Below are 25,460 nucleotides of genomic sequence, written 5' to 3'. Positions count from 1 at the left end.
CATTAGCTGGGCTTATTTATGAAAAATATCAGGATGCAATCAAGTGACGCAGCACATAATGCAAAATACCCCCCGACTTGAAATATTCCACTTCATTTAAGGTATCGATACGGCATAACACCTGAAAACTGCGTTGCTGGCCCGTTATATCTTGCACATCCACTTCCAAAACCTGATGTGGCTGTAACTGATCCGACAAACCACGGATCGACAGGATTTCATTGCCCGTCAAGGCCAAACTCTGCCTGTTTTGTCCGTCCATAAACTGCAAAGGCAAGACTCCCATCCCAACCAGGTTCGAGCGATGAATCCGCTCAAAACTTTCTGCAATCACGGCTTTTACCCCTAACAGGTTGGTCCCTTTCGCGGCCCAGTCACGTGACGAACCTGTTCCGTACTCTTTTCCAGCAATAATCAGCAAAGGGGTCTGGTCTGTCTGATAGCGCATGGCAGCATCATAAATCGACATTTTGCTTGCGGTTGGAATATGAATCGTATTGCCGCCTTCTTCGCCACCGAGCATTTCATTTTTAATCCGGATATTGGCAAAGGTCCCGCGCATCATGACTTCATGATTGCCTCGACGCGAACCATAGGAATTAAAGTCCTGCGGTTCCACACCTTGCTGCTGCAAATAGCGCCCCGCCGGACTGTCTTTTTTAATGTTACCCGCCGGAGAAATATGGTCTGTGGTGACCGAATCTCCCAATACTGCCAGAATGCGCGCGCCTTCAATATTCTGGATCGGTGGAGTTGGCTGATCGATGCCTTGGAAAAATGGAGGATGGCGGATATAGGTCGATTGCTCATCCCAGAGATAGGTTTTGCTTGGTGGAATAGGAATGGCTTTCCATTGTTCATCCCCTTCAAAGACTGCCGCATATTCCTTATGGAACATTTGCGTATTGACACTTTGTAGAGCTTCCTCGATTTCAGCCTGAGTTGGCCAGATATCTTTCAGATAGACCAGTTCACCATTGAAGCCCTCGCCAATTGGCTGCTGGCTTAAATCGGTACGGATATTGCCAGCCAAACCATAGGCAATCACCAATGGCGGTGAGGCCAGCCAGTTGGTTTTAACTAAGGGATGCACCCGTCCTTCAAAATTGCGGTTACCCGAAAGCACCGCTGCCACATTCAGATCAAAACATTGCACCGCCTCTTCAATCGCGGGAGGTAAAGGACCCGAATTCCCGATACAGGTGGTACAGCCATAACCGACCAAGTGATAACCTAGCTGTTCCAGATAGGGAGTTAAGCCGGCAGCATTCAGATAATCGGTCACCACTTTGGAACCCGGTGCCAGTGAGCTTTTCACCCACGGTTTACGCTGCAGACCTTTTTCTACTGCCTTTTTGGCCAGCAAGCCGGCAGCCAGCATGACACTCGGGTTAGAGGTATTGGTACAGGATGTAATCGCGGAAATTACCACATCACCATGCTGCAAGGGGTATCTTTTCCCTTCAATCATGCAGAAAGCTTCTTCATGGGGCAGATTGGCCTGTTTAGCTTCTACCGCCGTTCCACCACCGCCTTCATTTTCCAGACGCTCTTTTTCCTCTTTGGCCGGTTTTAAGGTCAACTCCATTAAGGCTTTAAAGGTCTGTGGTACATGTGAGAGTGGCACACGATCTTGTGGACGTTTAGGTCCAGCCAGGCTCGCTTCCACGGTACTCATATCCAGTTCCAATGTGTCGGTAAAGACGGGTTCATCGCCAGGATTACGCCATAAACCTTGCGCCTTGCTATACGCTTCAACCAAGGCTATACGTTCCGGCTGGCGTCCAGTTAAACGCAAATAACCTAAAGTGATATCATCAATCGGGAAGAAGCCACAGGTTGCCCCATATTCCGGGGCCATGTTGGCAATCGTCGCACGGTCAGCCAAAGGCAAATCAGCCAAGCCATCGCCATAGAATTCGACAAATTTTCCGACCACGCCTTTTTGCCGCAACATCTGAGTGATGGTAAGCACCAGATCGGTTGCAGTGATGCCTTCGTTCAGTTTTCCAGTCAGTTTAAAACCGATCACTTCTGGAATCAGCATGGAAATCGGCTGCCCTAGCATCGCAGCTTCTGCTTCAATCCCACCTACTCCCCAACCCAACACACCCAAACCATTAATCATGGTGGTGTGTGAATCTGTCCCTACCAGCGTATCTGGAAATGCAAAGGTCTGGCCTTCAACGTCATCCGTCCAGACGGCTTGTGCCAAATACTCCAAGTTGACCTGATGGCAAATCCCGGTTCCCGGAGGGACAACCCTAAATTGGTTTAACGCCGATTGCCCCCAACGCAAAAACTGGTAACGCTCGCCATTGCGCTGCATTTCGATGGCCACGTTCTGTTCAAAGGCTTGGGGTGTGGCAAAATAGTCAACCATCACCGAATGGTCAATCACCAGATCAACCGGTGACAACGGGTTAATTTTGTCTGGGTCTTTACCGGCTTTGGCAACGGCAGCACGCATAGCTGCGAGATCCACCACAGCAGGCACACCGGTAAAATCCTGCATCAGGACGCGTGCAGGGCGATATTGGATTTCCTGTTCTGAACTTCGGGTAGCAGGCCATTGCAGCAGCGCATGGATATGTTCGGTTTTTACGGTCAGCTGATCTTCAAAGCGCAATAAATTTTCCAGCAAAACCTTAAGTGATTTCGGCAAGCGTGTCACATCCGGACACTGGGCCTGTAATTTATTGAGGTTATAAATCTGATAATGTTTAGAATCGACTGTCAGTGTTTCTAAGCTATTAAAACTATTGAGATTGCTATACTTGGCCATCGAGTTACCCTCCGGCTTGGCATGTTATTTTTCTGTGCCCAGCGAACTACGTCTGTATTTACTGTATGCCAACTGGGTGAATGGATTGTTATTGATTGGTGAATATTTATTATTCGATTATGTTAGCGTGTTAAATGCAAGGCCGCCAATGAATTCTGCCACAATATATCCGCCAAGTCCGTTTCCGGCATCGCGAGCGTTTCTGCCAGCCCTTTCAAGACATACGGTAAATTCACCGGGGTATTACGCGTGCGCTGTTGGTCAGACAGCTGGCAGCATAACGGCGTCATATCGGGACAATCTGTTTCGAGTACCAGATGTTCAGCACCCAGCTGTTGAACGACGTTACGCAGCTTTTTGGCATTTGAATTGGTAATTTGCCCGGTCACACCAATCTTGAAACCCAGCTTAACAAAAGCCTTTGCTTCTTCAATGCCACCGCTAAAGGCATGAGCAATGCCGCCGAGCTGAAAGCGTTGCTGCTTGAGTAGTTGCAGGCTTTCAGCATGTGCCTTGCGAATATGTAACAAAACCGGCTTGTTGTATTGTCGTGCCAATTCAAGCTGTGCAGCAAAATACTCGCGTTGCTTAGCCAAATTTTCCGGCTGTTTGTGCTGTGGCAAAAAGGTATCCAGGCCAATTTCGCCCACTGCAACACACGCTTGTGTTTGCAGAATCTGCTGCAAGTGATCCAGATGTTCGGGCTGATGCTGCTCGATATAAACCGGATGTAATCCCGGTGCGAGATAACTTTTTGGAGCTGTGTTGAATTGCTGCAATTCGCGATGGACCGCCAACAACTGGGGAAAGCGCTCTGCAACAAAGCCTATCAAGATTAAAGCCTCTACCCCCACCCTCTTAGCCTGTCGTGCCAGTTCAATCCGATCTGCATCAAACTCAGTGACATCAAAATGGGTGTGGGTATCAAACAGGGAGCAAACGGACATCGTTTAGGACGCTGCCTTTTTGTCTGCGGCTTTCGCTGCTTGCGGCAAATATTGGGGTTTTAGAATCTTCTGCAATTTCTCATACGGAACCACCAGACGTGGTAACCCAACCACATAAGGACCAATTTCGTATTCGCCATATTGCAGAATTAAGCCCTGCTGACTCAGGAAAAAATTATCGGACAACTGAAATGGCCAGACCTGTTCATATTCTTCAACACTTGTGGCCAATTTGGAATCGACAACCCAACGTTGAAAGATACGATGAGCTTCCTGTCTGAGGGCTGCTCGCTGGTTCGGTTGCAGAATGTCCTGCAACTGCAGCTGCCTTTGCTGTTTTAAATCAAAATTATAGTACTGCTGTGCCGCCGAACCATGTGCTCCGCCCAGATAACTACTGCTATTCATGACCACGGTGGCTACCGGACTTTGCGCAATCAGGATTTTGGGTTTAACCATAAGGTTGATGGAGTGACTCGCACCCAACTGCTTGAGTTCCTGATCCAGCTGCAGAAATGTGCGCAGATAAGGTTGTACCTGCGTTTCCAGGTTTTGCTGAGGCGTCGCCGGTACACTGGCTTCTGCCACCGTTGCACTGGCGGCAATTGCGCTGGCAGGTTCACTCGCAGCCTGCTGATCTTGTGGGGCAAGATCTAGCGTTTGTTGCAGCTGTTTTAAAATTTCCTGATCAATCACCTGATCAATAAAGGGCTGGTTACTCTGCAAACGCTCAATGCTAATTTCTGGGCAACTGTGCCCCTCACATTCGGGAAGCACCAATTGCAGCTTCACGATCTCGCCTTCCAGGCTCGGTAGCTTCGCTGTTTCAACAGCAGAGGCTTCCGGTTTTGCCGGTTCGGGATCTGCTTTAGGTTGACAAGCACTCAGTCCTAACGTACTCGCCAAGATCGTCAAAGCCAAAAGTTTTGCAGAATTCGACATTACACCAACCTTAGTGTAGAGCATTTCATAATGCTTTAAGCCTAAAACGATGTGCGGTCAGACTCAATCATGTTTTGTATCTAAATCAAAACATTTGTTGATAAATTTCGGGTTTCAGGACTTGCTTGCTTTGTTCGGCACTCAAATAGATATCCAGTTGGCTAGCATCTGGGGCGATCTGCGCGGCACGATAATGTAGCCCAATACCTTCAGAATCAAAAAACCAGTCCGCTTGCCCCCAATACAGTTTTTTCGGTGCCTGCTGTTGAATCTCTGGCGTTTGTTTCTTTAACCATGCCTGATAATGTTGCTGCACCCACTCATTTACCAGAATCTGCTGCTGTGGTTGCAAGACATCCAAAAGGGTCAAGTTTTTTTGTACCTGACGATCCGCCACAAAAAAGTAATGCCGCTCTTTTACTGTACGCTCTTCCTGTTTGGAATCCAAAGCAATCTGCAGCAATACATACTGATGGCGCTGTGAGGCAATCCGGGTTCGCATATGCAATTCATAGGCACGATGTGCACTATATTCATCCTGCCATTGATCAGATTTTTTTACATAAGCATCAATCGCCTGCTGCAGATTCAGGTTCTGTTTCAGCCCGATCTGCTGTTGAATGACATTGGCCTGATTACGGCTAATCCAGTCATTCAGCCAGTGATCCTGTGTTTGCAAGCTCTGGATATCGATTTCAATACAGTTTTTATTTTCACAAAATGGCAAAGCATATTCAGCCGGACGTTCCTGAATGTTCAGTGCAGCTAACGTCCGACTGGTCTGCTGTGCTTCAGGTTTGCCCGAATCCGCTTGCTGCGAGGAATCACAGGCCGTCAATCCACCCAATACCAACACAGCCGCCAAAATACTCAGTATCGGTTTAAACATGTATTGCTCCTTTGGCTTAGAATACATCCAGCATAAAACAACAGCTTCACGAGGAAGCTGTTGGAGATGGCTAGTGCTCTCGAGTGGCACGGAACTGAATATCTGGATAACGTTCTTGCATCAATTGTAAATTGACGCGGCTCGGTGCCAGATAGGTCAAGTGTCCGCCGCCATCCAAAGACAGCTGATCATGTGCTTTTTTCTTGAATTCGTTGAATTTCTTCTCATCATCACAATGCACCCAACGCACGGTATTAATGCTGACCGGCTCGTAGATACAATCCACTTTGTATTCTTCTTTCAGACGGTAAGCCACCACTTCGAACTGCAGTACACCAACAGCACCAACAATCAGGTCATTGCTGTTTTGTGGCATAAACACCTGAGTCGCACCTTCTTCAGACAGTTCCTTCAGTCCTTTTTGCAACTGTTTAGATTTCAAAGGATCTCTCAGACGCACACGACGGAACATTTCTGGTGCAAAGTGCGGAATCCCGGTAAATTGCAGTTTTTCACCCGAAGTAAAGGTATCACCAATCTGGATCGTGCCATGGTTATGCAAACCGATAATGTCACCCGGCCAAGCTTCTTCCAGATGCTGACGATCCCCTGCCAAAAAGGTCAGTGCATCACTAATCCGCACGTCCTTGCCGATCCGCACGTGGTTCATTTTCAGGCCTTTTTCATACTTGCCTGAACAAATCCGCATAAAGGCAATACGGTCACGGTGTTTCGGATCCATATTGGCCTGGATTTTAAACACGAAACCGCTAAAGCCTTCTTCTTTGGCATCGACGACACGATCCTGTGTAGGATGGGCTTTAGGTTCTGGTGCCCATTGAACAAAGGCATCCAGCACATGATCAACACCGAAGTTTCCTAAAGCAGTACCAAACAAGACCGGAGTTTGACGACCCGCAAGAAACTCCTCACGATCCAAAGGCTCATTCGCCATTTGCACCAACTCTAGAGATTCTTCAAAAGCGGCCCATGCCAGATCACCGACTTTTTCACGGATGTCCGGATAATCATAGCCTTCACGCACTTCAATATCCGTGATGGTCGAACCAAAGCCGGCTTTATACACATATAACTTTTCTTCGAGTAAGTTATACACGCCAGCAAAGTCACGACCTGAACCCAATGGCCAGGTCAATGGAACACATTTGATTTTTAGAACGTTTTCAATTTCATCTAGCAGCTCTAATGGTTCTCGGATTTCACGGTCCATCTTGTTGACGAAGGAGATAATCGGTGTGTCACGCATACGACACACATCCATCAGTTTGATGGTTCGTTCTTCGACCCCTTTTGCACCATCAATCACCATCAGCGCAGAGTCCACAGCCGTCAGGGTCCGATAGGTATCTTCCGAGAAGTCTTCATGCCCCGGAGTATCCAGTAAGTTGATCACATGATTTTTATAGGGGAACTGCATAACCGACGTGGTAATCGAGATCCCACGCTCTTTTTCCATTTCCATCCAGTCTGAAGTGGCGGCACGATCTGATTTACGGCTTTTTACCATCCCAGCCACCTGAATCGCCTGCCCCCATAACAGCAGCTTTTCGGTCATGGTGGTTTTACCGGCATCGGGGTGGGAAATAATCGCAAAAGTACGACGCTGCGCGACCTGCGCCGCTAGTTCATCTTTAAAACTCATGAAAGACACCTACTGCAGAAGGCAGTGTAGAGGATCAAGACTTGATCAATAGCAAAAATTGGCGATATTGTAGCAGATCGGCATGTTTTTGAAATGGATCAACTGCTCTGCAACAGCGGATAAGCACCAGTATCGGTCTCAGCCAGATACATATCCAGACGTTCAACATCTACCGGCATACCGAGTAAAAAGCCCTGTAATTGCTTGCACCCCAAACGCGTGAGAATGTCTGCCTGTAGGGGTGTTTCCACCCCTTCCGCTGTGACTGTAAGACCAAGTTTCAGGGCTAGATGAATAATACTTTCCAGAATCATTTCATCCTTGGAGCCCGGCGTTAACTCATTGATAAATCCACGGTCAATTTTCAGTTCATCCACGGGTAATCGTTTCAAATACATAAAACTGGAATGTCCGGTGCCAAAATCATCAATCGCGATACGAAGTCCCATCTGGCGTAAACGTTCAAAACTGCGAATACTCAGTTCAATATGATGCATGGCGGTAGATTCGGTAATTTCGATCACCAGATGCTGCGGTTGTACCTGATACTGTTTCAGCAATTTTTCCAGGGTCGTGAACAGGTGTTTATGTTCAAACTGAATCGCGGAGAGATTAACCGCAATCGGATAAAAAGGCTTACCCAAGCGTTGCCATTGCTGAATTTGCTTGCAGGCCTGTTCCAACGCCCAATAACCCATCCGAATAATCAGGCCGGTCTTTTCCGCTCCCTGAATAAATAGGTTGGGGGTGAGTAATCCCAAGGTGGGATGCTTCCAGCGAATCAGGGCTTCTACTCCACAAATCCGGTAATCTGTGGTGAATTTGGGCTGATAGAACAGGACAAATTGCTCTTCTTCAACCGCCTTATAGAGATCATTCATCAGCTTGCTCTGACTGTGACTCTCTTGCTGTTCAAGCGTGGAATGAAACACGGAATGGGTATTGCGTCCCTGTTCTTTGGACATCAGCATCGCGGCATCGGCATGCATCAGCAAGTCTTGCAGCTGCGTGCCATGTTCCGGGTAAATGGCAATCCCGATACTGGCCGAAATCTTGATCTCTTTGCCAGCAATCAAAAAACCATCCTGCAAATGCTGCAAGACTCTCTCGGCCAGCACACTCGCACCATCCGCATCAGTTTGTTCGACAACCAACAGAAACTCATCTCCACCGATTCGCAGCAGTTTTTGCTGGGCGGTTAAATGTCGCTGAATCCGGTTGGCGATCTGCACTAATAGCTGATCCCCCGCGGAATGACCAAAGGCGTCATTGATGCTTTTAAAGCGATCCAGATCAATATACAACCAGGCAATCTTCTGCGCACAAGCCTGATGCTGCTGAAACAGCATCTGCGCATAATCCAGCAGAAACAGCCGATTCGGCAGTTTGGTCAGATTATCCTGTAAAGCCTGCGTGGCCAGTTCCTTACTGACTTCGGAAAGCTGAAAATCACGCTGCTCAAGGCGTAATTCCAGGGAAGCGACAGCCAAAGCCATCAAAATAATCAAACTGGCAATCACGATAATGGTCAACAGTAACAAGCCTTTGCTTAACTGGTAGGGACTGAGGACTGAAACGACTTCTGCCATTTCAGGATGATAATAGGCAGCTCCCATCCCCAGGTAATGCATCGCCACAATACTCATAGCCATGATCAGGGTGACCATCATTTTCAGAGCCACATGATGATTTGATTGAGCGATTTTATATTTAAAGGTTAGCCAGAACGCTAATGCTGCACCGGCAATTGCGGTCAGAATCGAGACCACAACCAAGAACAGATCATAATGCAAATGATAGCCTGGGATGATCAGCCCCATCATACCCACATAATGCATCCCCGACATGCCGAGTCCCATTAAAATGGCACCCGTCAGCAAGCGGGCTAAAGGTAAAGTTGGACGTGTTGTTAGCCTAATAGAGAATATCGAGGCAATCGCCGCAATCAAATAAGATAAAAATGTCAGCGCAGGATCAAAATAAAAATCTTGCGGTAAATGACCCGCCAGCGTACCAACCAAATGCATCGACCAGACAGCAAACCCTAAGATCATGCCACTGATTGTAATAATCATTTTCCGGTAATTTTTATAAAATTTTTGGAATAGCAGCTGTTCCACAGAAATGGCGAGATAGCTGGCTAGAAATGCGACAAAAATCGACGCAATCACCAGGTTGCTATCATAATGTATTTCCACCATATCCCAAGTTCCAAAACCCGATCTATTTTCTTTTTTTTAATACACTGCTTTAAAAAGTTAGTATTTTACATAAGGATAGAGGGAAAAAAGTTTCCCCCTATGTTGTTCTGCTACGAAAATAGCATCATCTTCTTGCAGGTCAAGGTTTATTTGCCGATTAGCACTGAAATACATCACACAAAAATGAGTAATAATTCTCATTTCTTGATTTTAGCGTGACCTTCATTAAAACCACCTTATTTTATAATTCAAAAATACTTTCCTGTTCACGTTATTTTTCATCATTGAGTTATTATTCTTCACGCTAGTGACTTTTTCACTGCATTCCAAAATAGCTTTCAAACACACGTTCAGTATTTTGGACGCCGATAGGTCAGACATAAAAAAAGCCTATCAAAATAGGCTTTTTTATCACGGCTTAATCATCAGGATTTGTGCAATTGAGCATAATCCAACAGCACTTGAGCCGCTTCGGTCACGAAGGCTTCTTCTTCTGGCAGTGCCGGACGTTGTGCAGCTTTCATCTTGGCCCGAGCTTCAGCAAGGGATTCCAACGCCGCCTGATAACTTTCCCAATTGGCATATGGTTTTTGTCCAGATGCCTGACGGCGCTTATTCTCCGCCTCTAGACTCTGCTGCTCTAGACGGTGCAATTCTGCACGGCGCTGATCAATATCCAGCACCAGACGTTTTTGCTCAGCCGTTTCTTCAGCAATCTGTTTGCGTTGATTGAGATAATTAAATTGCGGATCTTGCATCACCCGCTGTGCCGATAAAGTACTCAACTGTTTTACATACGGTTGCACCACACCCTCTCGTTTAAACGGTGCTGTCGAGATGGTATCCCACGCCAGTGCATTTTTAGATTTCCGTTCACCAAATTCATCGTTGTAGATATCGACCAGCTGGATATCCGGCACGACGCCTTTGTTCTGGGTACTGCCACCGGTCACCCGATAGAACTTGCGCTGAGTGAGCGTTGCTTGACCATGCGCCAAGGTATCCAGTTGCACTTGTGCCGTGCCTTTACCAGTTGTGGTACTGCCAATCACAATACCACGCTCATAATCCTGAATCGCCGCAGAATAAATCTCGCTCGCGGATGCAGAGGCCAAATTCACTAGAACTGCCAATGGCCCGGCATAGGTCTGTGCACCACCATCGTTATCTTCAAACACGCTGACATTGCCATTGCCATCACGGATCTGCACCACAGGTCCGGACTTAATGACTTGTCCCAACATACGAGCCACTTCTTCTAATGAGCCGCCTGGATTATTACGCAAATCGATGATAATCCCTTCAACCTTTTGTGCCGCCAGTGCTTTCAAGGCATTGTTGGTGTCTTCAGCGACAGAGCGGTATTCTGCTCCGGCACGACGTGCACGGTAATTCAAGTAAAATGAAGGAATTTCTATTACACCAAACTGATGGTCTTTGCCATTACGATTCACCGTGACGGTACGTGCACGCACTCCGGCATCTTCTTCCTTAATCACATCACGCACCAATGTCACGCTGCGTGCCTGTCCCATCGATGCACCTGGGCCTAAAAGTCTCAAGGTGACTTTGGTGCCGCGTTTTCCCCGGATCAATCCAACAATTTCCGTGCTTGGCCAGCCAATCACATCCACCATTTTCTCGCCATCTTGGGCCACCCCAATAATCCGGTCACCCGATTTGATCTGGCCGGACTTGCTGGCCGGACCACCTTCTACGATGGTTTCGATCTTAGTGTAGTCTTCATTGCCACGATCCGGACGAATCGAAACCCCAATTCCCTCAAGTTGCAAGGTGGTTTGACGGTTGAGTTCCATCGCATCCACTGGTGGGAAATAGTTACTGTGTGGATCATAAGTCGCCATCATGGCATTTAAGGTTTTATCCAGCACATCATCACTCTTAATCCGGTTAATCCGTTCGAGTTGACGGGTATAACGTTTGACCAAGGTTTGTACCGGTGTTAAATCTTCCGGACTGACCACATCCTGACCATTGGCCAATTCTGGATTGTCTTTCAGGGCTTGCTGTTTGGCCAGTTCTTCTTCTTTGGCAATGGTTAAATTGATCAGCTGCGAGACCAGCATCTTGCGCCAGTGTGCGTGCTGCTCTGTTGCACTTTTAAAATAAGGTGCTTTTTCACGTTCTGCGTCAATATACACATTGGTTTGTTTTAGATTTTGCGGCTTCTGCAATTCAGCCAACATAAAACGGTTATATTCTTTTAAACGCTGACGATACTGCTGATGAATCGCATACGGACCAGACAGGTCACCCGCCTTTAAGGCTGCACCAAATGTTGGACCATATTTCTTTTTATATTGTTCTACATCTGCAGCCAGGAACAAGGAGTGATCCGGATCAAGACTGTCCAGATACATATCCAGAATACGCTGCGATGTCGTTGCGTCCAGGCGCATGTTTAAATAATGCTGACGGTCAACAAGGGTTGCCAACTGGCGGGAAACTAGAGCCTGTTCTGGACTCGGTTGAATCGACTGGCTAACTGAAGCAGCATTGGTTGCTGCAATCGCCTCATTCATCGCATGGCTAAAGAAAAGTCCACCTGTTGCGATGGCAACCGCACAAGCTATAGTTTGAAGTTTCATAAAAATTCGTACTTCCTGGGTTTTTCACCAATAACACAACACGCTGTGATGGAGATACATCAAAAACGATGATTCATCTTAACCTGTTGATTCTGTTTATCTCGTGTAGTTTTATCATATTCTGTACTGACAAAATGTAGCAAATCATTGCAAAATTCGGGTATTGTTTTTCTTTAAAAATTCGAACACGGATACCGATATGATTGGCGCATTGATGCTGGACATCGCCGGCACAGCCCTTACCCAAGAAGATATTGAACTCTTACAGGCTCCGCAAGTCGGCGGCATGATTTTATTTGCGCGTAATATCGAATCTCCAGCCCAGGTGCGTGCTCTAACCGATCATATGCGCCAAATCCGCCCGGATATTCTGATTGCTGTCGATCAGGAAGGCGGTCGGGTACAACGTTTAAAACAGGGCTTTACCCTGCTCCCCGCCATGGGACGTTTTGGTGAGTTATATCAGACTCAACCAGAACAGGCTCTACAACTGGCTGAACAATGTGGCTGGTTGATGGCCACAGAAGTTTTGGCGGTGGGTATTGACTTTAGCTTTGCCCCGGTTCTAGATCTGAATGCAATCAGCGATGTGATTGGTGACCGTGCTTTTGCCAAGACCATACAAGCGATCATTCCACTCGCAGGGGCTTTTTTAAGCGGCATGCATCGTGCAGGGATGGCCAGTACAGGCAAGCATTTCCCAGGACATGGTTCTGTCAAAGCAGACTCACATATTGCAGCGGCCATTGACTCGCGTTCATACGAAGAGATTTATCAGCAAGATATGCAGAGTTTTATCCAGTTGATGCCACAACTCGATGCACTCATGCCAGCCCATGTGATCTATGAGCAGGTCGATCCAAACCCTGCGGGCTTTTCTCCCTACTGGATTCAGCAAATTCTCCGTCAACAGCTCAAGTTTGATGGTGTGCTGTTCTCTGATGACCTCAGTATGCAAGCCGCTTGTGTCGCCGGTGGTGCCGATGCCCGTATCCGTGCAGCACTCGATGCCGGCTGTGATATGGGACTGGTCTGCAATGACCGTGCTGCAGCCTGCCTGGCTTTGGATGCCATTCAAAGCTATGCGCCACCCAACCAAGGCCGTTTAGAACGTATGCGGGGGCAAATTCCTGCCATTCGTATCGCTGATACATTGGAGCTTGGCCAAGAATGGCAACAGGTCAAAGCAACGATTGAAACATTTAAAAATGCAGTTTAAGCAGGAGATTGTCGCGGACTGATACTCCTCACATTTTTCCAGCAAATCAACCCGAGCCAGATTGCTCGGGTTTTTCTTTATAAATTAATCTATGATTTTTAGCTGTTAAATTCTATTGATCATGCTTTTGATCCGAGATCACGACCTCAAACACAGCAGAGCCCGTTGCTGCATTTTACAAGCGAATACGCGTTTTTTCCGGGAAGTGCTTTATGGTCTGCCGAGAGGCTGCTACTATCGTTCTGTAAAAATGTCTAAGTGATCAAACCGCTATGCAAGATTCGATTGAACAGTACATGCAAACGGTAGGACAACAGGCACGTCAAGCGTCACGCGTGTTGGCCAGTGCCTCTACCCTTGTAAAAAACAATGCTTTGTCTGCTATTTATACCGCTTTGGAAAATAGCGAAACCCAGATTCTGGCTGCTAACCAGGTCGACATGACCAAAGGCCGTCACAACAATCTCGACAGTGCCTTGCTTGATCGCTTAGAACTTACCCCCGCACGCTTTCAAGGCATGTTGCAGGGCTTAAAAGATGTGATTAGCCTGATCGACCCGATTGGTGAAATCACCGACCTGGCATATCGTCCTTCCGGCATCCAGATCGGCAAGATGCGCGTACCGTTGGGTGTCGTGGGCATGATTTATGAATCTCGTCCAAATGTAACCCTGGAAGCCGCTTCGCTCGCACTAAAATCGGGAAATGCCATTATTTTACGTGGCGGCTCTGAAGCACTCGAATCCAACAAAGCAATTGCTGAAGCCATCCAGCATGGTTTGAAAACAGCAGGACTGCCTGAAGCCTCCGTGCAGGTGATTGCGACAGCTGACCGTGCAGCAGTGGGCCATCTCATCACCATGACTGAATATGTGGACGTGATCGTACCGCGGGGTGGCAAAGGGTTGATTGAACGGATTACCAATGAAGCCCGTATCCCGGTGATCAAACATCTTGATGGCAACTGTCATGTGTTTGTGGAAGCACAGGCCGACCTGCAGAAAGCGCTACCGATTGCGCTGAATGCCAAAACCCATCGCTATGGTGTCTGTAATGCCATGGAAACTTTATTGGTGGATGAGAAAATCGCTGAAATTTTCTTGCCCCGTATTGCCGAGCTGTATGCTGAAAAACAGGTGGAACTGCGCGGCTGCCTGGAAACCCGCCGTATTTTAGGCAGTAGCGTAATCGCGGCCAGTGAAGAAGACTGGTATACCGAATACCTCGGCCCGATTCTGGCAGTGAAAGTGGTCAGTGGCATAGCTGAAGCGATTGAACATATCAACAAATATGGCTCACATCATACCGATGCCATCATTACTGAAAACTTTAGCCTGGCGCGTCAGTTCCTGGCCCAAGTGGACTCCAGCTCAGTCATGGTGAATGCCTCTACCCGTTTTGCAGATGGTTTTGAATATGGTTTGGGCGCTGAAATCGGCATCTCCACCGATAAGATTCATGCTCGTGGCCCCGTCGGTCTGGAAGGCCTGACCTCACAAAAATGGATCGTGCTGGGCGATGGACAAATCCGTAAATAAGCCTCATATTCAAGCGTAAGTATTCCGATCCGGTTTTTCGCAGTAGAAGCCGGATTCCCCCAATCAACAGGGCTCTCAATTAAAATAATAAAAGGAGAATCCGATGTTCTTCTATCTGATTATCAGTACCTTTGTTCTGGCTTTTGTGGTTTCACTGATTGTGATGCAGCTGTTTTCCGGCTCGATCAACAATATCTTGGCCCGCATTATCCATGATCCGATTCATAGCTCATGGGCGAAATACACCAAATTCGCTGGCATGGTCGTTGGTATTTCCTCAGGCGTGCGGATTTACGATATGGAAAAATATATCAATCCCATCACCTACAATGCCAAAAATGAGCAAGGCATGATTATCCAGCTCACCACCGAACGCTGGTTTCTGGAAATCTACCGCACGATTATCGAAACCCTACAAGGTCTGGCTTGGATGATGTTGGTATTTTTTATGGTTGCTTTGATCGCTTATGTCATCGTACGCTGGTCAGAAATGAAATATCATCGCGCTAACGAACAAAAATAAACATGATCCAATGAAGCAAAATGAGGTGAGAAAACTTAGAATAATGAGCAATAAGAAACAGCAGACAACAACTGATTAAACTGAATGAATAGTTGATTTTTAAAGCTTTAATAACTAAAAGTGATCAACTCATAAATATTAGCTATGAAGCCTTTTCGGGTCGATAGTGCTTAAGTCTAATCTGCTAAAGTCTAGCTTGGACAGAAAAACAACACATGATACAACATCATTAACTGATCTAGATTGCATCCGTTTGCACTGCATAAAAGATCATCTAGGACGACTATTTCAATTAAAATTTGGGTAATTTAACGTGTCTACATCAGTATTAGTAATTAATTGCGGATCTTCTTCTCTCAAATATGCATTGGTATCTGAGAACTCTGACGATCGAATCTATGGTTTGGCAGAAAACTTAGGTTCTGCTGATGCACGTATCAAAGGTGTGACTGTCGGTGGTCAACCGCTCGAGCTTGCTATTCCAAATGCCGATCACGAAAAAGCGCTCGAAACCATCTTGGAACGTTTAGCACAATACAAACCACAAGCGATTGGTCACCGTGTTGTCCATGGTGGCACGTTAACCAAAGCAGAACTGCTTACCCCAGAAATTGTTGAACGTATTCGTGAAGCAACACCCCTTGCACCACTGCACAACCCTGCTCACTTGGTAGGTATTGATGCAACCATGCGTCTGTTCCCAGACCTACCACAGGTTGCAGTATTTGATACAGCGTTCCACCAAACCATGCCAGCACATGCTTACCGCTATGCTGTACCAAAATTCTTATACACTGAACACAATGTTCGCCGTTATGGCTTCCACGGTACAAGCCATGCTTATGTTTCAGAGCGCGGTACGGAGTTGGCAGGCAGCTTCAAGCAAGGTGGCTGGCTCACAGCTCACTTGGGTAATGGTAGCTCAACTTGCGCGATCTGGAATGGTCAAAGCGTAGACACCTCTATGGGCTTGACGCCACTTGAAGGCTTGGTTATGGGTACCCGTAGTGGTGATGTAGACCCTAGCCTGCACAGCTTCCTGGCTTCTAACTTGGGTTGGGATATCTACAAAATCGACAAAATGCTGAACAAAGAAAGCGGCTTGCTTGGTTTGTCTGACAACCTGTCAAACGACATGCGTACTCTGATTGAAGCATCTGAACAAGGTAATGAAGACGCAACGCTCGCGATTGAAGTATTCTGCTACCGTCTTGCAAAATCACTTGCTGCGCTCAGCTGTGGTTTACCACGTCTTGATGGCTTGATCTTCACCGGTGGTATTGGTGAAAACTCGGCGTATATCCGTGAAAAAACCATGAGCTACTTGCCACACTTCGGTTTCAACCTCAGCAAAGAGCAAAACAGTGGCCTGAAACGTGGTACTGAGGGCCGTATCGATGCCGGCACAGGTCCACAAATCTGGGTGATCCCAACCGATGAAGAAGGCCGTATTGCCAAAGAAACCAAACAAGTGGTTGAGCAAGAGGTTCTCGCTGCAAAAAAGCCTGAAGCAATGGTTACCTCTGCGTAACCATTGACCACGACGATCAAATTAAATTACAGCGATATTTAAGGTCATTATGAATACAATTCTATTGATTCCAACCGGGGAAGGCGTAGGTTTAACCTCTGCATGTCTGGGCATGATCTATGCCCTAGACTGTAATGGCATCAAAGCCGGTTTCTTAAAACCTTTTTCTCAAAGCCCGCAGCACACCCGTGATGGCACAACTGCTTTGTTTGAACACCTGTTCCAAGGTAAAACTGCAACACCAATCGCCCATAAAAAATTATCGCAATTGATGGCACTCGGTGAAACTGACGAGCTACTTGAAGAAGCCGTGAGCCTGCACCGCGAGGTTGCACGCAATTATGACCTAATCATTGTTGAAGGCCTGATGCCGAACAGTGAAGATCACTTTGTCAATGAAATGAATGCCTGCCTCGCGCAAGCACTCGATGCCAAAGTCGTATTGGTCAGCACAGCAGATATTCAAAATCCACGTAAAACCGTAGAAAAAATTGAAGCGAATTTACGTCAGTTTGGTGGTGCAACCTCTACCCGTACTGCCGGTGTACTGTTTATGCGTACCAAGGGCTTACCAGAAGAGTCTGCCCAAATTCCAGTCACCATGGATCCATCTTTACGTCTGACCGCAGAAATCGAACGCTTCACAACTGAACTACAGCAACATAACCGTTATATCGGCAGTGTGGATTTACCAATTATTGGAATGGTTCCGTTCAGCAACACTTTAAGCGTGCCGCGTACTTTGGACATTGCTCCACTCATTCAAGCTGAATGGATTTATCAAGGTGATGCAAAACACCGCCGCGTGCTACATACCAGCCTGATTGCATCCAATATTGAAAACGAATTGGATAAATTTGTTGCCGGTGAATTGCTGATCAGTGCTTCAGAACGTACCGATGTGTTGCTGGCCAGTAGCTTGGCAACCAGTAATGGTATCCCATTAGCGGGCGTTGTGTTGAGTGACCGTGATGCACCAAGCAGCCAGATTCTGGACTTCTGCCAAAATGCCATCAAGCAAGGCTTGCCAATTTTGCATACCGCATTAAGCCCGCTTGAAACTGCGCTTCGTTTAAACAACTTCTGCAGCGAAATCCCGACCGATGATATCGAACGTGCTGAACAAGTGACACACTTTGTTTCCAGTCATCTTGATTCTGCCTGGTTACAACGTTACAGCGAGAAAGGTGCTAAACCTCGTCTGTCTCCTTCAGCTTTCCGCCATGAGTTGGTTCAAAAGTCGATTGCAGCGAAAAAACGTATTGTATTACCGGAAGGTGATGAACCTCGTACCATTGAAGCGGCAGCGATCTGCCAGTCTCGTGGTATTGCACACTGTATTCTTTTGGCCAAACCAGAAGCGGTATTTGAAGTGGCAAAAGCTCGTAATATCGAGTTGCCAGAAGACTTGGAAATTATTGATCCAGATACGATCCGTGACAACTATGTTGCACCGATGGTGGAATTGCGTAAAGGCAAGTTAAACGACTTACAAGCCAAAGACCAGCTCCAAGATACCGTTGTATTAGGCACCATGATGTTAGCGCTTGATCAAGTGGATGGTTTGGTTTCTGGTGCAGTGCATACTACAGCAAACACTGTACGTCCTGCCTTCCAGCTGATCAAAACTGCACCGGATTATTCTCTTGTGTCTTCAGTATTCTTCATGCTGCTCCCAGACGAAGTGTATGTCTACGGTGACTGTGCGATCAATCCGGATCCAACAGCAGAACAGCTGGCTGAAATTGCCATCCAGTCTGCAGATTCTGCAAAAGCCTTCGGTATTGATCCACGCATTGCGATGATCAGCTACTCAACCGGCACCTCTGGTGCGGGTGCAGATGTTGAAAAAGTCAGCGAAGCGACCCGTATTGCACAAGAGCGTCGTCCTGATCTGTTGATCGATGGTCCATTGCAGTATGACGCAGCCTCTGTGGAAAGTGTGGGCCGTTCTAAGGCACCAAACTCTCCAGTAGCAGGTCGCGCCAACGTATTCATCTTCCCAGATTTGAATACCGGTAACACCACTTATAAAGCAGTTCAACGTTCTGCGAATGTGGTCAGTGTCGGCCCGATGTTGCAAGGTCTGAACAAACCTGTGAATGACTTGTCTCGTGGTGCATTGGTCGATGATATCGTGTTTACCATTGCATTGACTGCGATCCAATCAGAACAACAAGCCGCAGCAAAATAATCTTTAACTCCGCTGATAGCCATTCAATTGCAAAATTGAGTGGCTTTTTTTATGGTACTCCCTCTACTCTCAACCTCTCTACAGCTTGTGCCAGCCACACCGTATGCCCTGCACATTCAGGATCATTTATCCGCATCTCAATCAGCTGAAAACCATGTTGATAAAGTAACTGCTCATATTCTGCTGGTGCCAGACTCGCATGGTATAGCAATTCTCCTTCAAACTCGCCAATCGCTTCACCATGTTCCGGACCACTGCTAAACATCAAAACTGTACCTGTTTTGGCATGTTGCTGAAAAATGCCAAACATCTCTCTTTGATCCTGATGAGTGAGATGAAAGAAACTGTCCCAAGCCAGAATGCCGTCAAATTGCTGTACTAAATTCAGACTACGCATATCGGCCTGCTGCCAACTATGCTGAGGAAAGCGTGCTTGCGCCAATTCCAGCATGGCTGGTGCACTATCAATGCCCGTTAGCTGAAAATGATGCTGAATCAACACTCCTGCGATCGGCAATCCGGAACCACAGCCCACATCCAGAATCGCTCCCCGTGCAGGCAACAAGGCCATAAATCGCTCCAGCCAACCCTGCTGATAATTCTGTTCACGACGTACGTCATCCCACTGCCGGGCATAGCTTTGATACAGTGGAATGATCTGTGCGGCAAGTGCATTCTGATCTTGCATTTTTATCCATTTATTCCTTTTCTTTAGATACCGACGAGCCTGCTATATCCTAGTTTCTCAGTCACTTATTAGTCTGATTAGTTTATTAAACTTTTGCCCAAAAAACAGTTTAAACGCCCACAAATCCTGCTTTTTATCTTATAATTTGGCCGCTAGCTTTCAGCCCGCTCAAGAGAATTCTGATATGACCACTATTATCAAGCAAGATGACTTGATCACATCGATCAAGGACGCGCTACAGTTCATTTCGTACTATCACCCACAAGACTTTATTCAAGCAATGTCTCGTGCCTATGATCGCGAAGAGAACCAAGCGGCCAAAGACGCAATTGCACAAATCCTGATCAACTCTCGCATGTGTGCAGAGGGCCATCGTCCGATCTGTCAAGATACTGGTATCGTGAACGTATTCCTTGAAGTGGGCTTAGACGTTAAATTTGATTTAACCATGAGCTTGGATGATGCGATCAACGAAGGTGTACGCCAAGGTTATCTCGAAAACAGCAACGTACTTCGTGCTTCTGTTTTGGCAGATCCTGCTTTTGGCCGTAAAAACACCAAAGACAACACGCCTGCAGTGATCCACTACAAACTCGTTCCAGGCAACAAAGTGGATATTACTGTTGCAGCCAAAGGTGGCGGTTCAGAAAACAAATCTAAACTGGCGATGTTGAACCCATCTGATTCCATCGTGGATTGGGTATTGAAAACTGTTCCAACCATGGGTGCAGGTTGGTGTCCTCCTGGTATGCTTGGCATCGGGATCGGCGGTACTGCAGAAAAAGCCATGATGCTTGCGAAAGAAGCATTGATGGAAGAGATCAACATGGACGAATTGCTTCGTCGTGGTCCACAAAGCAAGATGGAAGAACTTCGTATCGAGATCTTCGAGAAAGTGAATGCACTCGGTATTGGTGCACAAGGTCTCGGTGGTTTAACGACTGTTCTGGATATCAAGATCAAAGATTACCCTTGCCACGCGGCAGGCAAACCAGTCGGCATGATCCCGAACTGTGCGGCAACCCGTCACGCGCACTTCCAGCTTGATGGTTCAGGTGTTGCGCATATCCAAGCGCCTAAACTTGAAGACTACCCTCAAGTGACTTGGGATGCATCTAAATCTAAGCGTGTGAACCTGGATACCATCACTCAAGAAGAAATGAATTCTTGGCAGCCAGGTGATACCTTATTGCTCAGCGGTACCATGTACACTGGCCGTGATGCAGCACATAAACGTATGGTTGAAATGATCGACAATGGTGAAGAGCTTCCTGTTGATCTGAAAGGTAAATTCATTTACTACGTAGGTCCAGTTGATCCGGTCCGTGACGAAGTGGTTGGCCCTGCAGGCCCTACAACTGCAACACGTATGGACAAGTTCACTCGCAAAGTACTTGAGCATACAGGTCTGTTCGGTATGATCGGTAAAGCGGATCGTGGTCCTGCTGCGATTGAAGCAATCAAAGACCACAAAGCCACTTATTTGATGGCTGTGGGTGGTGCAGCTTACCTGGTATCTAAAGCAGTACGTCAGGCTGAAGTTGTTGCCTTTGCTGACTTAGGTATGGAAGCAATCTACAAATTTGTCGTAGAAGATATGCCTGTTTCTGTTGCTGTAGATGTGAATGGTACTTCCATCCACGCGATTGCACCAAAAATCTGGCAAGCCAAGATTGGTAAAATTCCAGTCGTAGATGCTGCTGCTCAGTAATCATTGAGTAGATATAAAAAAGCACCTGAATCAGGTGCTTTTTTATTGCAGAGAAATATTTTCTTTCTACAAGAAAGAAAAAACGTGTAGCATCCTTTCGACACTACACGTCCTTTCAACACACAATCAAAACTTAAGCCGATTTAGAATCAATCACTTTAAGATCTGATTTGACTGCTTCTTCAGTTTCTACTTTGGGCAAACGCTCTGGCTTAAATACTGGCTCAGCTGTTCCATTGATCACCGCTTCATTGATCACCACGGTGCCAACATCGCTACGGCTCGGTAAGTCATACATAGTTTCAAGCAGGACATTTTCCAAGATAGAACGCAGACCACGTGCACCTGTATTACGTTCGAGCGCTTTTTTCGCTACTGCACGTAATGCAGAATCTTCAAATACTAGATCTACATTTTCCATGCTGAACAAATATTGGTACTGACGAGTCAAAGCATTTCTCGGCTCAGTCAGAATCTGCATCAAGGCTTCTTCGTCCAGCTCTTCAAGCGTTGCAATCACCGGTAAACGACCAATGAATTCAGGAATCAAGCCAAATTTGACCAGGTCATTCGCTTCAACCTGACGGAACAGCTCAGTGACTTTTTTGCTTTCGTCTTTTTTCTTCACTTCAGCATTAAAGCCAATCCCGCCTTTTTCCTGACGCTGCTGTACGATTTTCTCCAAACCAGAGAAAGCACCACCACAGATAAACAGGATGTTTGAGGTATCAATCTGAATGAACTCTTGCTGTGGATGCTTACGGCCACCTTGTGGTGGAATAGAAGCCACAGTCCCTTCAATCATTTTCAGTAGGGCTTGCTGCACCCCTTCACCCGATACGTCACGGGTAATCGATGGGTTTTCCGATTTACGGGTAATCTTGTCGATTTCATCGATATAGATAATCCCTTTTTGAGCCTTTTCGACATCGTAATCAGCTTTTTGTAACAGCTTCTGTACGATGTTCTCAACATCCTCACCGACATAACCGGCTTCGGTCAAAGTCGTTGCATCCGCCATGGCAAAAGGCACATCCAGCAAACGTGCCAGTGTTTGTGCCAATAAGGTTTTACCTGACCCGGTTGGACCGATCAGCAAGATATTACTTTTTGCAATTTCCAGCCCATCTTCAGCTTTATGATGGCCATGATGGGAAACTTTCAAACGCTTGTAATGGTTATAAACCGCCACAGACAAGGTTTTCTTGGCCAAGTCCTGACCAATCACATATTGATCCAGTGCAGCACGGATTTCATGTGGTTTTGGCAGAGGACGGCTCGCCCAATCTCCAGATTCCACCTGCTGGCTGGTTTGTACCAAGTCTAAGCATACGTCCACACATTCGTTACAAATATATGCGTCCTCGCCTGCAATCAGTTTCCCGACTTCGGCCTGCGTTTTACCGCAAAATGAACAATGCTTTTGTCCTTGAGGATGTTCGGACATACTTTCTCCAATAATCTAATCTTTTGAGCTTACAGACGTTTGCTTAATACGGCATCAACCAGACCGTAGTCTTTCGCTGCCTGAGCCGTCATAAAGTTATCACGGTCGGTATCGCGTGCTACGGTTTCGTAATCCTGGCCACTATGCTCAGCCATCAAACGGTTGAGACGCTCTTTAATAAACAGGATCTCACGCGCATGGATTTCGATGTCTGATGCCTGACCACGGAAACCGCCTAGAGGCTGGTGAATCATGACACGGGCATTTTCCAGGCAATAGCGCTTGCCTTTGGCACCCGCATTCAACAGGAAAGCACCCATAGAGGCTGCTTGCCCCATACAGATCGTGGATACATCAGGTTTGATGTATTGCATGGTATCGTAAATCGCCATACCTGCGGTCACAGAACCGCCCGGCGAGTTAATATATAAATGAATATCTTTATCTGGATTTTCTGCTTCTAAAAAGAGCATTTGTGCGACGATCAAATTCGCCATGTTATCTTCGACTTCACCGGTCAAGAAAATAACCCGTTCACGCAACAAGCGAGAAAAAATATCAAATGATCGTTCACCACGAGATGATTGTTCAACAACCACAGGAACTAAAGCATTTTCAATACCTGGAACATACATACGTTTATTTATTCCTAAATTTTTTGTGACTCAACCCATCGCAACAATATGCGGGATAATACGCAAAATTGCAAAATTATTCCGAGTAAAATGTCAGATAATTTGTGCATATGCTAGAGGCAGTTACAGTCACAAACAATCCTATAAAAAAAGGCGCTTACGCGCCTTTTTTCATTCAAGTCAAATTAACCTTGTTGACGAGCTTGTTGCTCTTTCAATAGGTCTTCATAACTTACTGCTTTGTCGCTGACTTTAGCTGCTGCCAAGATGTGGTCAACAACTTGGTCTTCAAGTACAACAGCTTCAATTTGCGCGCGTTGTTGCTTGTCATTTTTGAAGAATTCGATCACTTCGTTTGGATCTTCGTAAGAAGAAGCCATATCTTCGATGTAAGCATCTACACGGGCTTGATCTACTTCAAGTTTCGCATCAGCCAAGACCTTGCTCACCAATACGCCAAGTTTTACAGATTTTTCAGCTTGTTCTTTGAACAATTCATCTGGAAGCATGCTTGAATCAAATGCTTTCGCACCTTGTGCACCAAATTGTTGGGTGAACTGTTGGATCATTTGTTGACGTTGACGGTCGATTTCTTGAGCAACCATTGCCGCTGGAAGTTCAACTTCGTTTGCTGCTACAAGCGCGTCAAAAGTAGCGCCTTTCACTTGGTTACGTAAGCCGTTTTTCACTTCACGTTCCATGTTTTTACGAACGTCAGCTTTTAACTTTTCAACGCCGTCTTCTTCAGAAAGACCAAACAATTTCAAGAATTCAGCATCGATTTCTGGAAGTTTTGCTTTTTCAACCAACTTCACAGTGATCTTGAATTGTGCTTGTTTACCTGCAAGATTCGCAGCTTGGTAGTCTTCAGGGAAAGTTACATCAATAACTTTCTCTTCGCCTTTCTTCATGCCTACGATGCCATCTTCAAAGCCTGGAATCATACGGCCAGAACCTAATACCAGTTTAAAGTCTTCAGCAGAACCGCCTTCGAATTTTTCACCGTCGATAGAACCTTCAAAATCGAAAGTCACTTGCATGTCTTTTTTCGCCATACCTTTGGTTTCAACCCAAGTTTGACGTTGTTTCTGCAAGTTCTCGATCATCTGATCAACATCAGCGTCTTTTACTTCAGAAGATTTACGTTCGATTTCAAGAGCATCAAATGCTTTTACTTCAACTTCAGGATAAACTTCAACAATCGCTTCAAAAGTCAATGCATCTTCTTTTTGCTCAACTTTCTCAATGTTAGGCATACCTACAGCATTGATTTTTTCTTGTTGAATCGCTTCGAATACAGTGTCACGAATGATGTCATTCACCACTTCTTGGTAGATGCCTGCGCCATATTCACGACGTACAACATTCACTGGCACTTTACCAGGACGGAAGCCGTTGATCTTCACAGTTTTGGCAGTGCGTTTCAAGCGAGCTTCGAATTGCTCGTTAATACGGCTCGTCGGTACAGATACGTTTAAACGACGGGCAACGCCCGAAACCGCTTCAGAAGTTACTTGCATGGCTTCCTCGATATGTTTAGTAATAACAGTTTATAAAAAAGTGCCATATTATATGCCAACATTTCAAGATATACAAAATCACCTGATTTTTAGTGTTATTTTTGTTTATCAGAATCGTTGAATTAGATTCAAATCTGAATATCACTGCAGATATCGAGATTAAACAACAAGTTAAACTTCCTTCTTGTGCTTTGAGCAAAACTCATTTCAGCCCTGCTCAACCACATAACAGCAAACTTCCCTCCCAAACACTCTAAAATCCCCAAAATCATCTCCCATTCATACAGAGATAACCGAAAAAAACATCAAGAGATTAAAAATATTCACTTAAAATCAGAGCATAATTGAATAACGCCTACAGGACTTAAGCCAAAGATGTGGATGAATCAGCCTCACAACGTGAAAACTTCCCTTGATC

The 25,460-nt window shown here is 46.2% G+C and carries 17 protein-coding genes; 6 read left to right on the top strand and 11 right to left on the bottom strand.

Going from position 1 to position 25,460, the window contains the following annotated elements; translation table 11 throughout:
* Nucleotides 1-28: 28 nt before the first annotated feature.
* The 7 genes from acnA to PAE54_RS04690 form a co-directional block, all read right to left on the bottom strand.
* On the bottom strand, nt 29-2,785 hold the full coding sequence (acnA, locus tag PAE54_RS04720) for an aconitate hydratase AcnA (protein WP_326518623.1): 2,757 nt from the start codon (nt 2,783-2,785) through the stop codon (nt 29-31).
* A gap of 122 nt (nt 2,786-2,907) precedes the next feature.
* Nucleotides 2,908-3,732 (bottom strand): TatD family hydrolase, encoded by an 825-nt coding sequence (locus PAE54_RS04715; RefSeq protein WP_326518622.1) that lies wholly within the window; start codon nt 3,730-3,732, stop codon nt 2,908-2,910.
* Nucleotides 3,733-3,735: 3 nt separating this feature from the next.
* Nucleotides 3,736-4,674: an RsiV family protein gene (locus tag PAE54_RS04710; protein ID WP_326518621.1), complete on the bottom strand. Its 939-nt coding sequence runs from the start codon at nt 4,672-4,674 to the stop codon at nt 3,736-3,738.
* A gap of 85 nt (nt 4,675-4,759) precedes the next feature.
* Nucleotides 4,760-5,563: a hypothetical protein gene (locus PAE54_RS04705; protein ID WP_326518620.1), complete on the bottom strand. Its 804-nt coding sequence runs from the start codon at nt 5,561-5,563 to the stop codon at nt 4,760-4,762.
* 70 nt (nt 5,564-5,633) lie between these two features.
* Complete coding sequence (locus PAE54_RS04700; RefSeq protein ID WP_273777460.1) at nt 5,634-7,226, bottom strand: peptide chain release factor 3; 1,593 nt, start codon at nt 7,224-7,226, stop codon at nt 5,634-5,636.
* Nucleotides 7,227-7,324: 98 nt separating this feature from the next.
* Entirely contained in the window at nt 7,325-9,427 is a 2,103-nt protein-coding gene (locus tag PAE54_RS04695; protein ID WP_326518619.1) for a putative bifunctional diguanylate cyclase/phosphodiesterase, read from the bottom strand.
* A 425-nt stretch (nt 9,428-9,852) separates the two neighbouring features.
* On the bottom strand, nt 9,853-12,036 hold the full coding sequence (locus tag PAE54_RS04690; RefSeq protein ID WP_326518618.1) for a carboxy terminal-processing peptidase: 2,184 nt from the start codon (nt 12,034-12,036) through the stop codon (nt 9,853-9,855).
* Nucleotides 12,037-12,235: 199 nt separating this feature from the next.
* Here PAE54_RS04690 and nagZ point away from each other — a divergent pair, with 199 nt between their 5' ends.
* From nagZ to pta, 5 genes are all read left to right on the top strand, one after another.
* Nucleotides 12,236-13,255 (top strand): beta-N-acetylhexosaminidase, encoded by a 1,020-nt coding sequence (nagZ, locus tag PAE54_RS04685; RefSeq protein WP_326518617.1) that lies wholly within the window; start codon nt 12,236-12,238, stop codon nt 13,253-13,255.
* 272 nt (nt 13,256-13,527) lie between these two features.
* Nucleotides 13,528-14,793, top strand: a complete 1,266-nt coding sequence (locus tag PAE54_RS04680) for a glutamate-5-semialdehyde dehydrogenase (RefSeq protein WP_326518616.1) — start codon at nt 13,528-13,530, stop codon at nt 14,791-14,793.
* A gap of 103 nt (nt 14,794-14,896) precedes the next feature.
* The gene (locus PAE54_RS04675) at nt 14,897-15,316 is read left to right on the top strand and encodes a hypothetical protein (RefSeq protein ID WP_326518615.1); all 420 of its coding nucleotides are present in this window, start codon (nt 14,897-14,899) and stop codon (nt 15,314-15,316) included.
* Between the two features lie 313 nt (nt 15,317-15,629).
* Nucleotides 15,630-16,847, top strand: a complete 1,218-nt coding sequence (locus PAE54_RS04670) for an acetate/propionate family kinase (protein ID WP_326518614.1) — start codon at nt 15,630-15,632, stop codon at nt 16,845-16,847.
* A 49-nt stretch (nt 16,848-16,896) separates the two neighbouring features.
* Nucleotides 16,897-19,041 (top strand): phosphate acetyltransferase, encoded by a 2,145-nt coding sequence (gene pta, locus PAE54_RS04665; protein ID WP_273777467.1) that lies wholly within the window; start codon nt 16,897-16,899, stop codon nt 19,039-19,041.
* Between the two features lie 49 nt (nt 19,042-19,090).
* Here the strand turns inward: pta and PAE54_RS04660 are convergent, their stop codons facing one another.
* Nucleotides 19,091-19,729 carry a class I SAM-dependent DNA methyltransferase gene (locus PAE54_RS04660; protein WP_326518613.1) on the bottom strand — a complete coding sequence of 213 codons (639 nt, stop codon included), beginning with the start codon at nt 19,727-19,729 and terminating at the stop codon, nt 19,091-19,093.
* A 184-nt stretch (nt 19,730-19,913) separates the two neighbouring features.
* Here PAE54_RS04660 and PAE54_RS04655 point away from each other — a divergent pair, with 184 nt between their 5' ends.
* On the top strand, nt 19,914-21,440 hold the full coding sequence (locus tag PAE54_RS04655; protein ID WP_273777468.1) for a fumarate hydratase: 1,527 nt from the start codon (nt 19,914-19,916) through the stop codon (nt 21,438-21,440).
* Nucleotides 21,441-21,573: 133 nt separating this feature from the next.
* Here PAE54_RS04655 and clpX read toward each other — a convergent pair whose 3' ends face one another.
* The 3 genes from clpX to tig all read right to left on the bottom strand — a co-directional run bounded on the left by clpX (nt 21,574) and on the right by tig (nt 25,042).
* Nucleotides 21,574-22,887 carry an ATP-dependent protease ATP-binding subunit ClpX gene (gene clpX, locus PAE54_RS04650; RefSeq protein WP_326518612.1) on the bottom strand — a complete coding sequence of 438 codons (1,314 nt, stop codon included), beginning with the start codon at nt 22,885-22,887 and terminating at the stop codon, nt 21,574-21,576.
* A 29-nt stretch (nt 22,888-22,916) separates the two neighbouring features.
* Nucleotides 22,917-23,522 carry an ATP-dependent Clp endopeptidase proteolytic subunit ClpP gene (clpP, locus tag PAE54_RS04645; RefSeq protein ID WP_273777470.1) on the bottom strand — a complete coding sequence of 202 codons (606 nt, stop codon included), beginning with the start codon at nt 23,520-23,522 and terminating at the stop codon, nt 22,917-22,919.
* A 185-nt stretch (nt 23,523-23,707) separates the two neighbouring features.
* Nucleotides 23,708-25,042: a trigger factor gene (gene tig, locus PAE54_RS04640; RefSeq protein ID WP_326518611.1), complete on the bottom strand. Its 1,335-nt coding sequence runs from the start codon at nt 25,040-25,042 to the stop codon at nt 23,708-23,710.
* Nucleotides 25,043-25,460: the final 418 nt, after the last annotated feature.

The organism is Acinetobacter minutum (assembly GCF_035916735.1).
GTDB lineage: Bacteria > Pseudomonadota > Gammaproteobacteria > Pseudomonadales > Moraxellaceae > Acinetobacter.
This window is presented reverse-complemented; position numbering and strand designations above follow the sequence as displayed.

What these genes read in the sequence shown, in the direction of transcription:
- acnA (WP_326518623.1), bottom strand. Translation starts at nt 2,785, where the DNA reads ATGGCCAAGTATAGCAATCTCAATAGTTTTAATAGCTTAGAAACACTG.
- PAE54_RS04715 (WP_326518622.1), bottom strand. Translation starts at nt 3,732, where the DNA reads ATGTCCGTTTGCTCCCTGTTTGATACCCACACCCATTTTGATGTCACT.
- PAE54_RS04710 (WP_326518621.1), bottom strand. Translation starts at nt 4,674, where the DNA reads ATGTCGAATTCTGCAAAACTTTTGGCTTTGACGATCTTGGCGAGTACG.
- PAE54_RS04705 (WP_326518620.1), bottom strand. Translation starts at nt 5,563, where the DNA reads ATGTTTAAACCGATACTGAGTATTTTGGCGGCTGTGTTGGTATTGGGT.
- PAE54_RS04700 (WP_273777460.1), bottom strand. Translation starts at nt 7,226, where the DNA reads ATGAGTTTTAAAGATGAACTAGCGGCGCAGGTCGCGCAGCGTCGTACT.
- PAE54_RS04695 (WP_326518619.1), bottom strand. Translation starts at nt 9,427, where the DNA reads ATGGTGGAAATACATTATGATAGCAACCTGGTGATTGCGTCGATTTTT.
- PAE54_RS04690 (WP_326518618.1), bottom strand. Translation starts at nt 12,036, where the DNA reads ATGAAACTTCAAACTATAGCTTGTGCGGTTGCCATCGCAACAGGTGGA.
- nagZ (WP_326518617.1), top strand. Translation starts at nt 12,236, where the DNA reads ATGATTGGCGCATTGATGCTGGACATCGCCGGCACAGCCCTTACCCAA.
- PAE54_RS04680 (WP_326518616.1), top strand. Translation starts at nt 13,528, where the DNA reads ATGCAAGATTCGATTGAACAGTACATGCAAACGGTAGGACAACAGGCA.
- PAE54_RS04675 (WP_326518615.1), top strand. Translation starts at nt 14,897, where the DNA reads ATGTTCTTCTATCTGATTATCAGTACCTTTGTTCTGGCTTTTGTGGTT.
- pta (WP_273777467.1), top strand. Translation starts at nt 16,897, where the DNA reads ATGAATACAATTCTATTGATTCCAACCGGGGAAGGCGTAGGTTTAACC.
- PAE54_RS04660 (WP_326518613.1), bottom strand. Translation starts at nt 19,729, where the DNA reads ATGCAAGATCAGAATGCACTTGCCGCACAGATCATTCCACTGTATCAA.
- PAE54_RS04655 (WP_273777468.1), top strand. Translation starts at nt 19,914, where the DNA reads ATGACCACTATTATCAAGCAAGATGACTTGATCACATCGATCAAGGAC.
- clpX (WP_326518612.1), bottom strand. Translation starts at nt 22,887, where the DNA reads ATGTCCGAACATCCTCAAGGACAAAAGCATTGTTCATTTTGCGGTAAA.
- clpP (WP_273777470.1), bottom strand. Translation starts at nt 23,522, where the DNA reads ATGTATGTTCCAGGTATTGAAAATGCTTTAGTTCCTGTGGTTGTTGAA.
- tig (WP_326518611.1), bottom strand. Translation starts at nt 25,042, where the DNA reads ATGCAAGTAACTTCTGAAGCGGTTTCGGGCGTTGCCCGTCGTTTAAAC.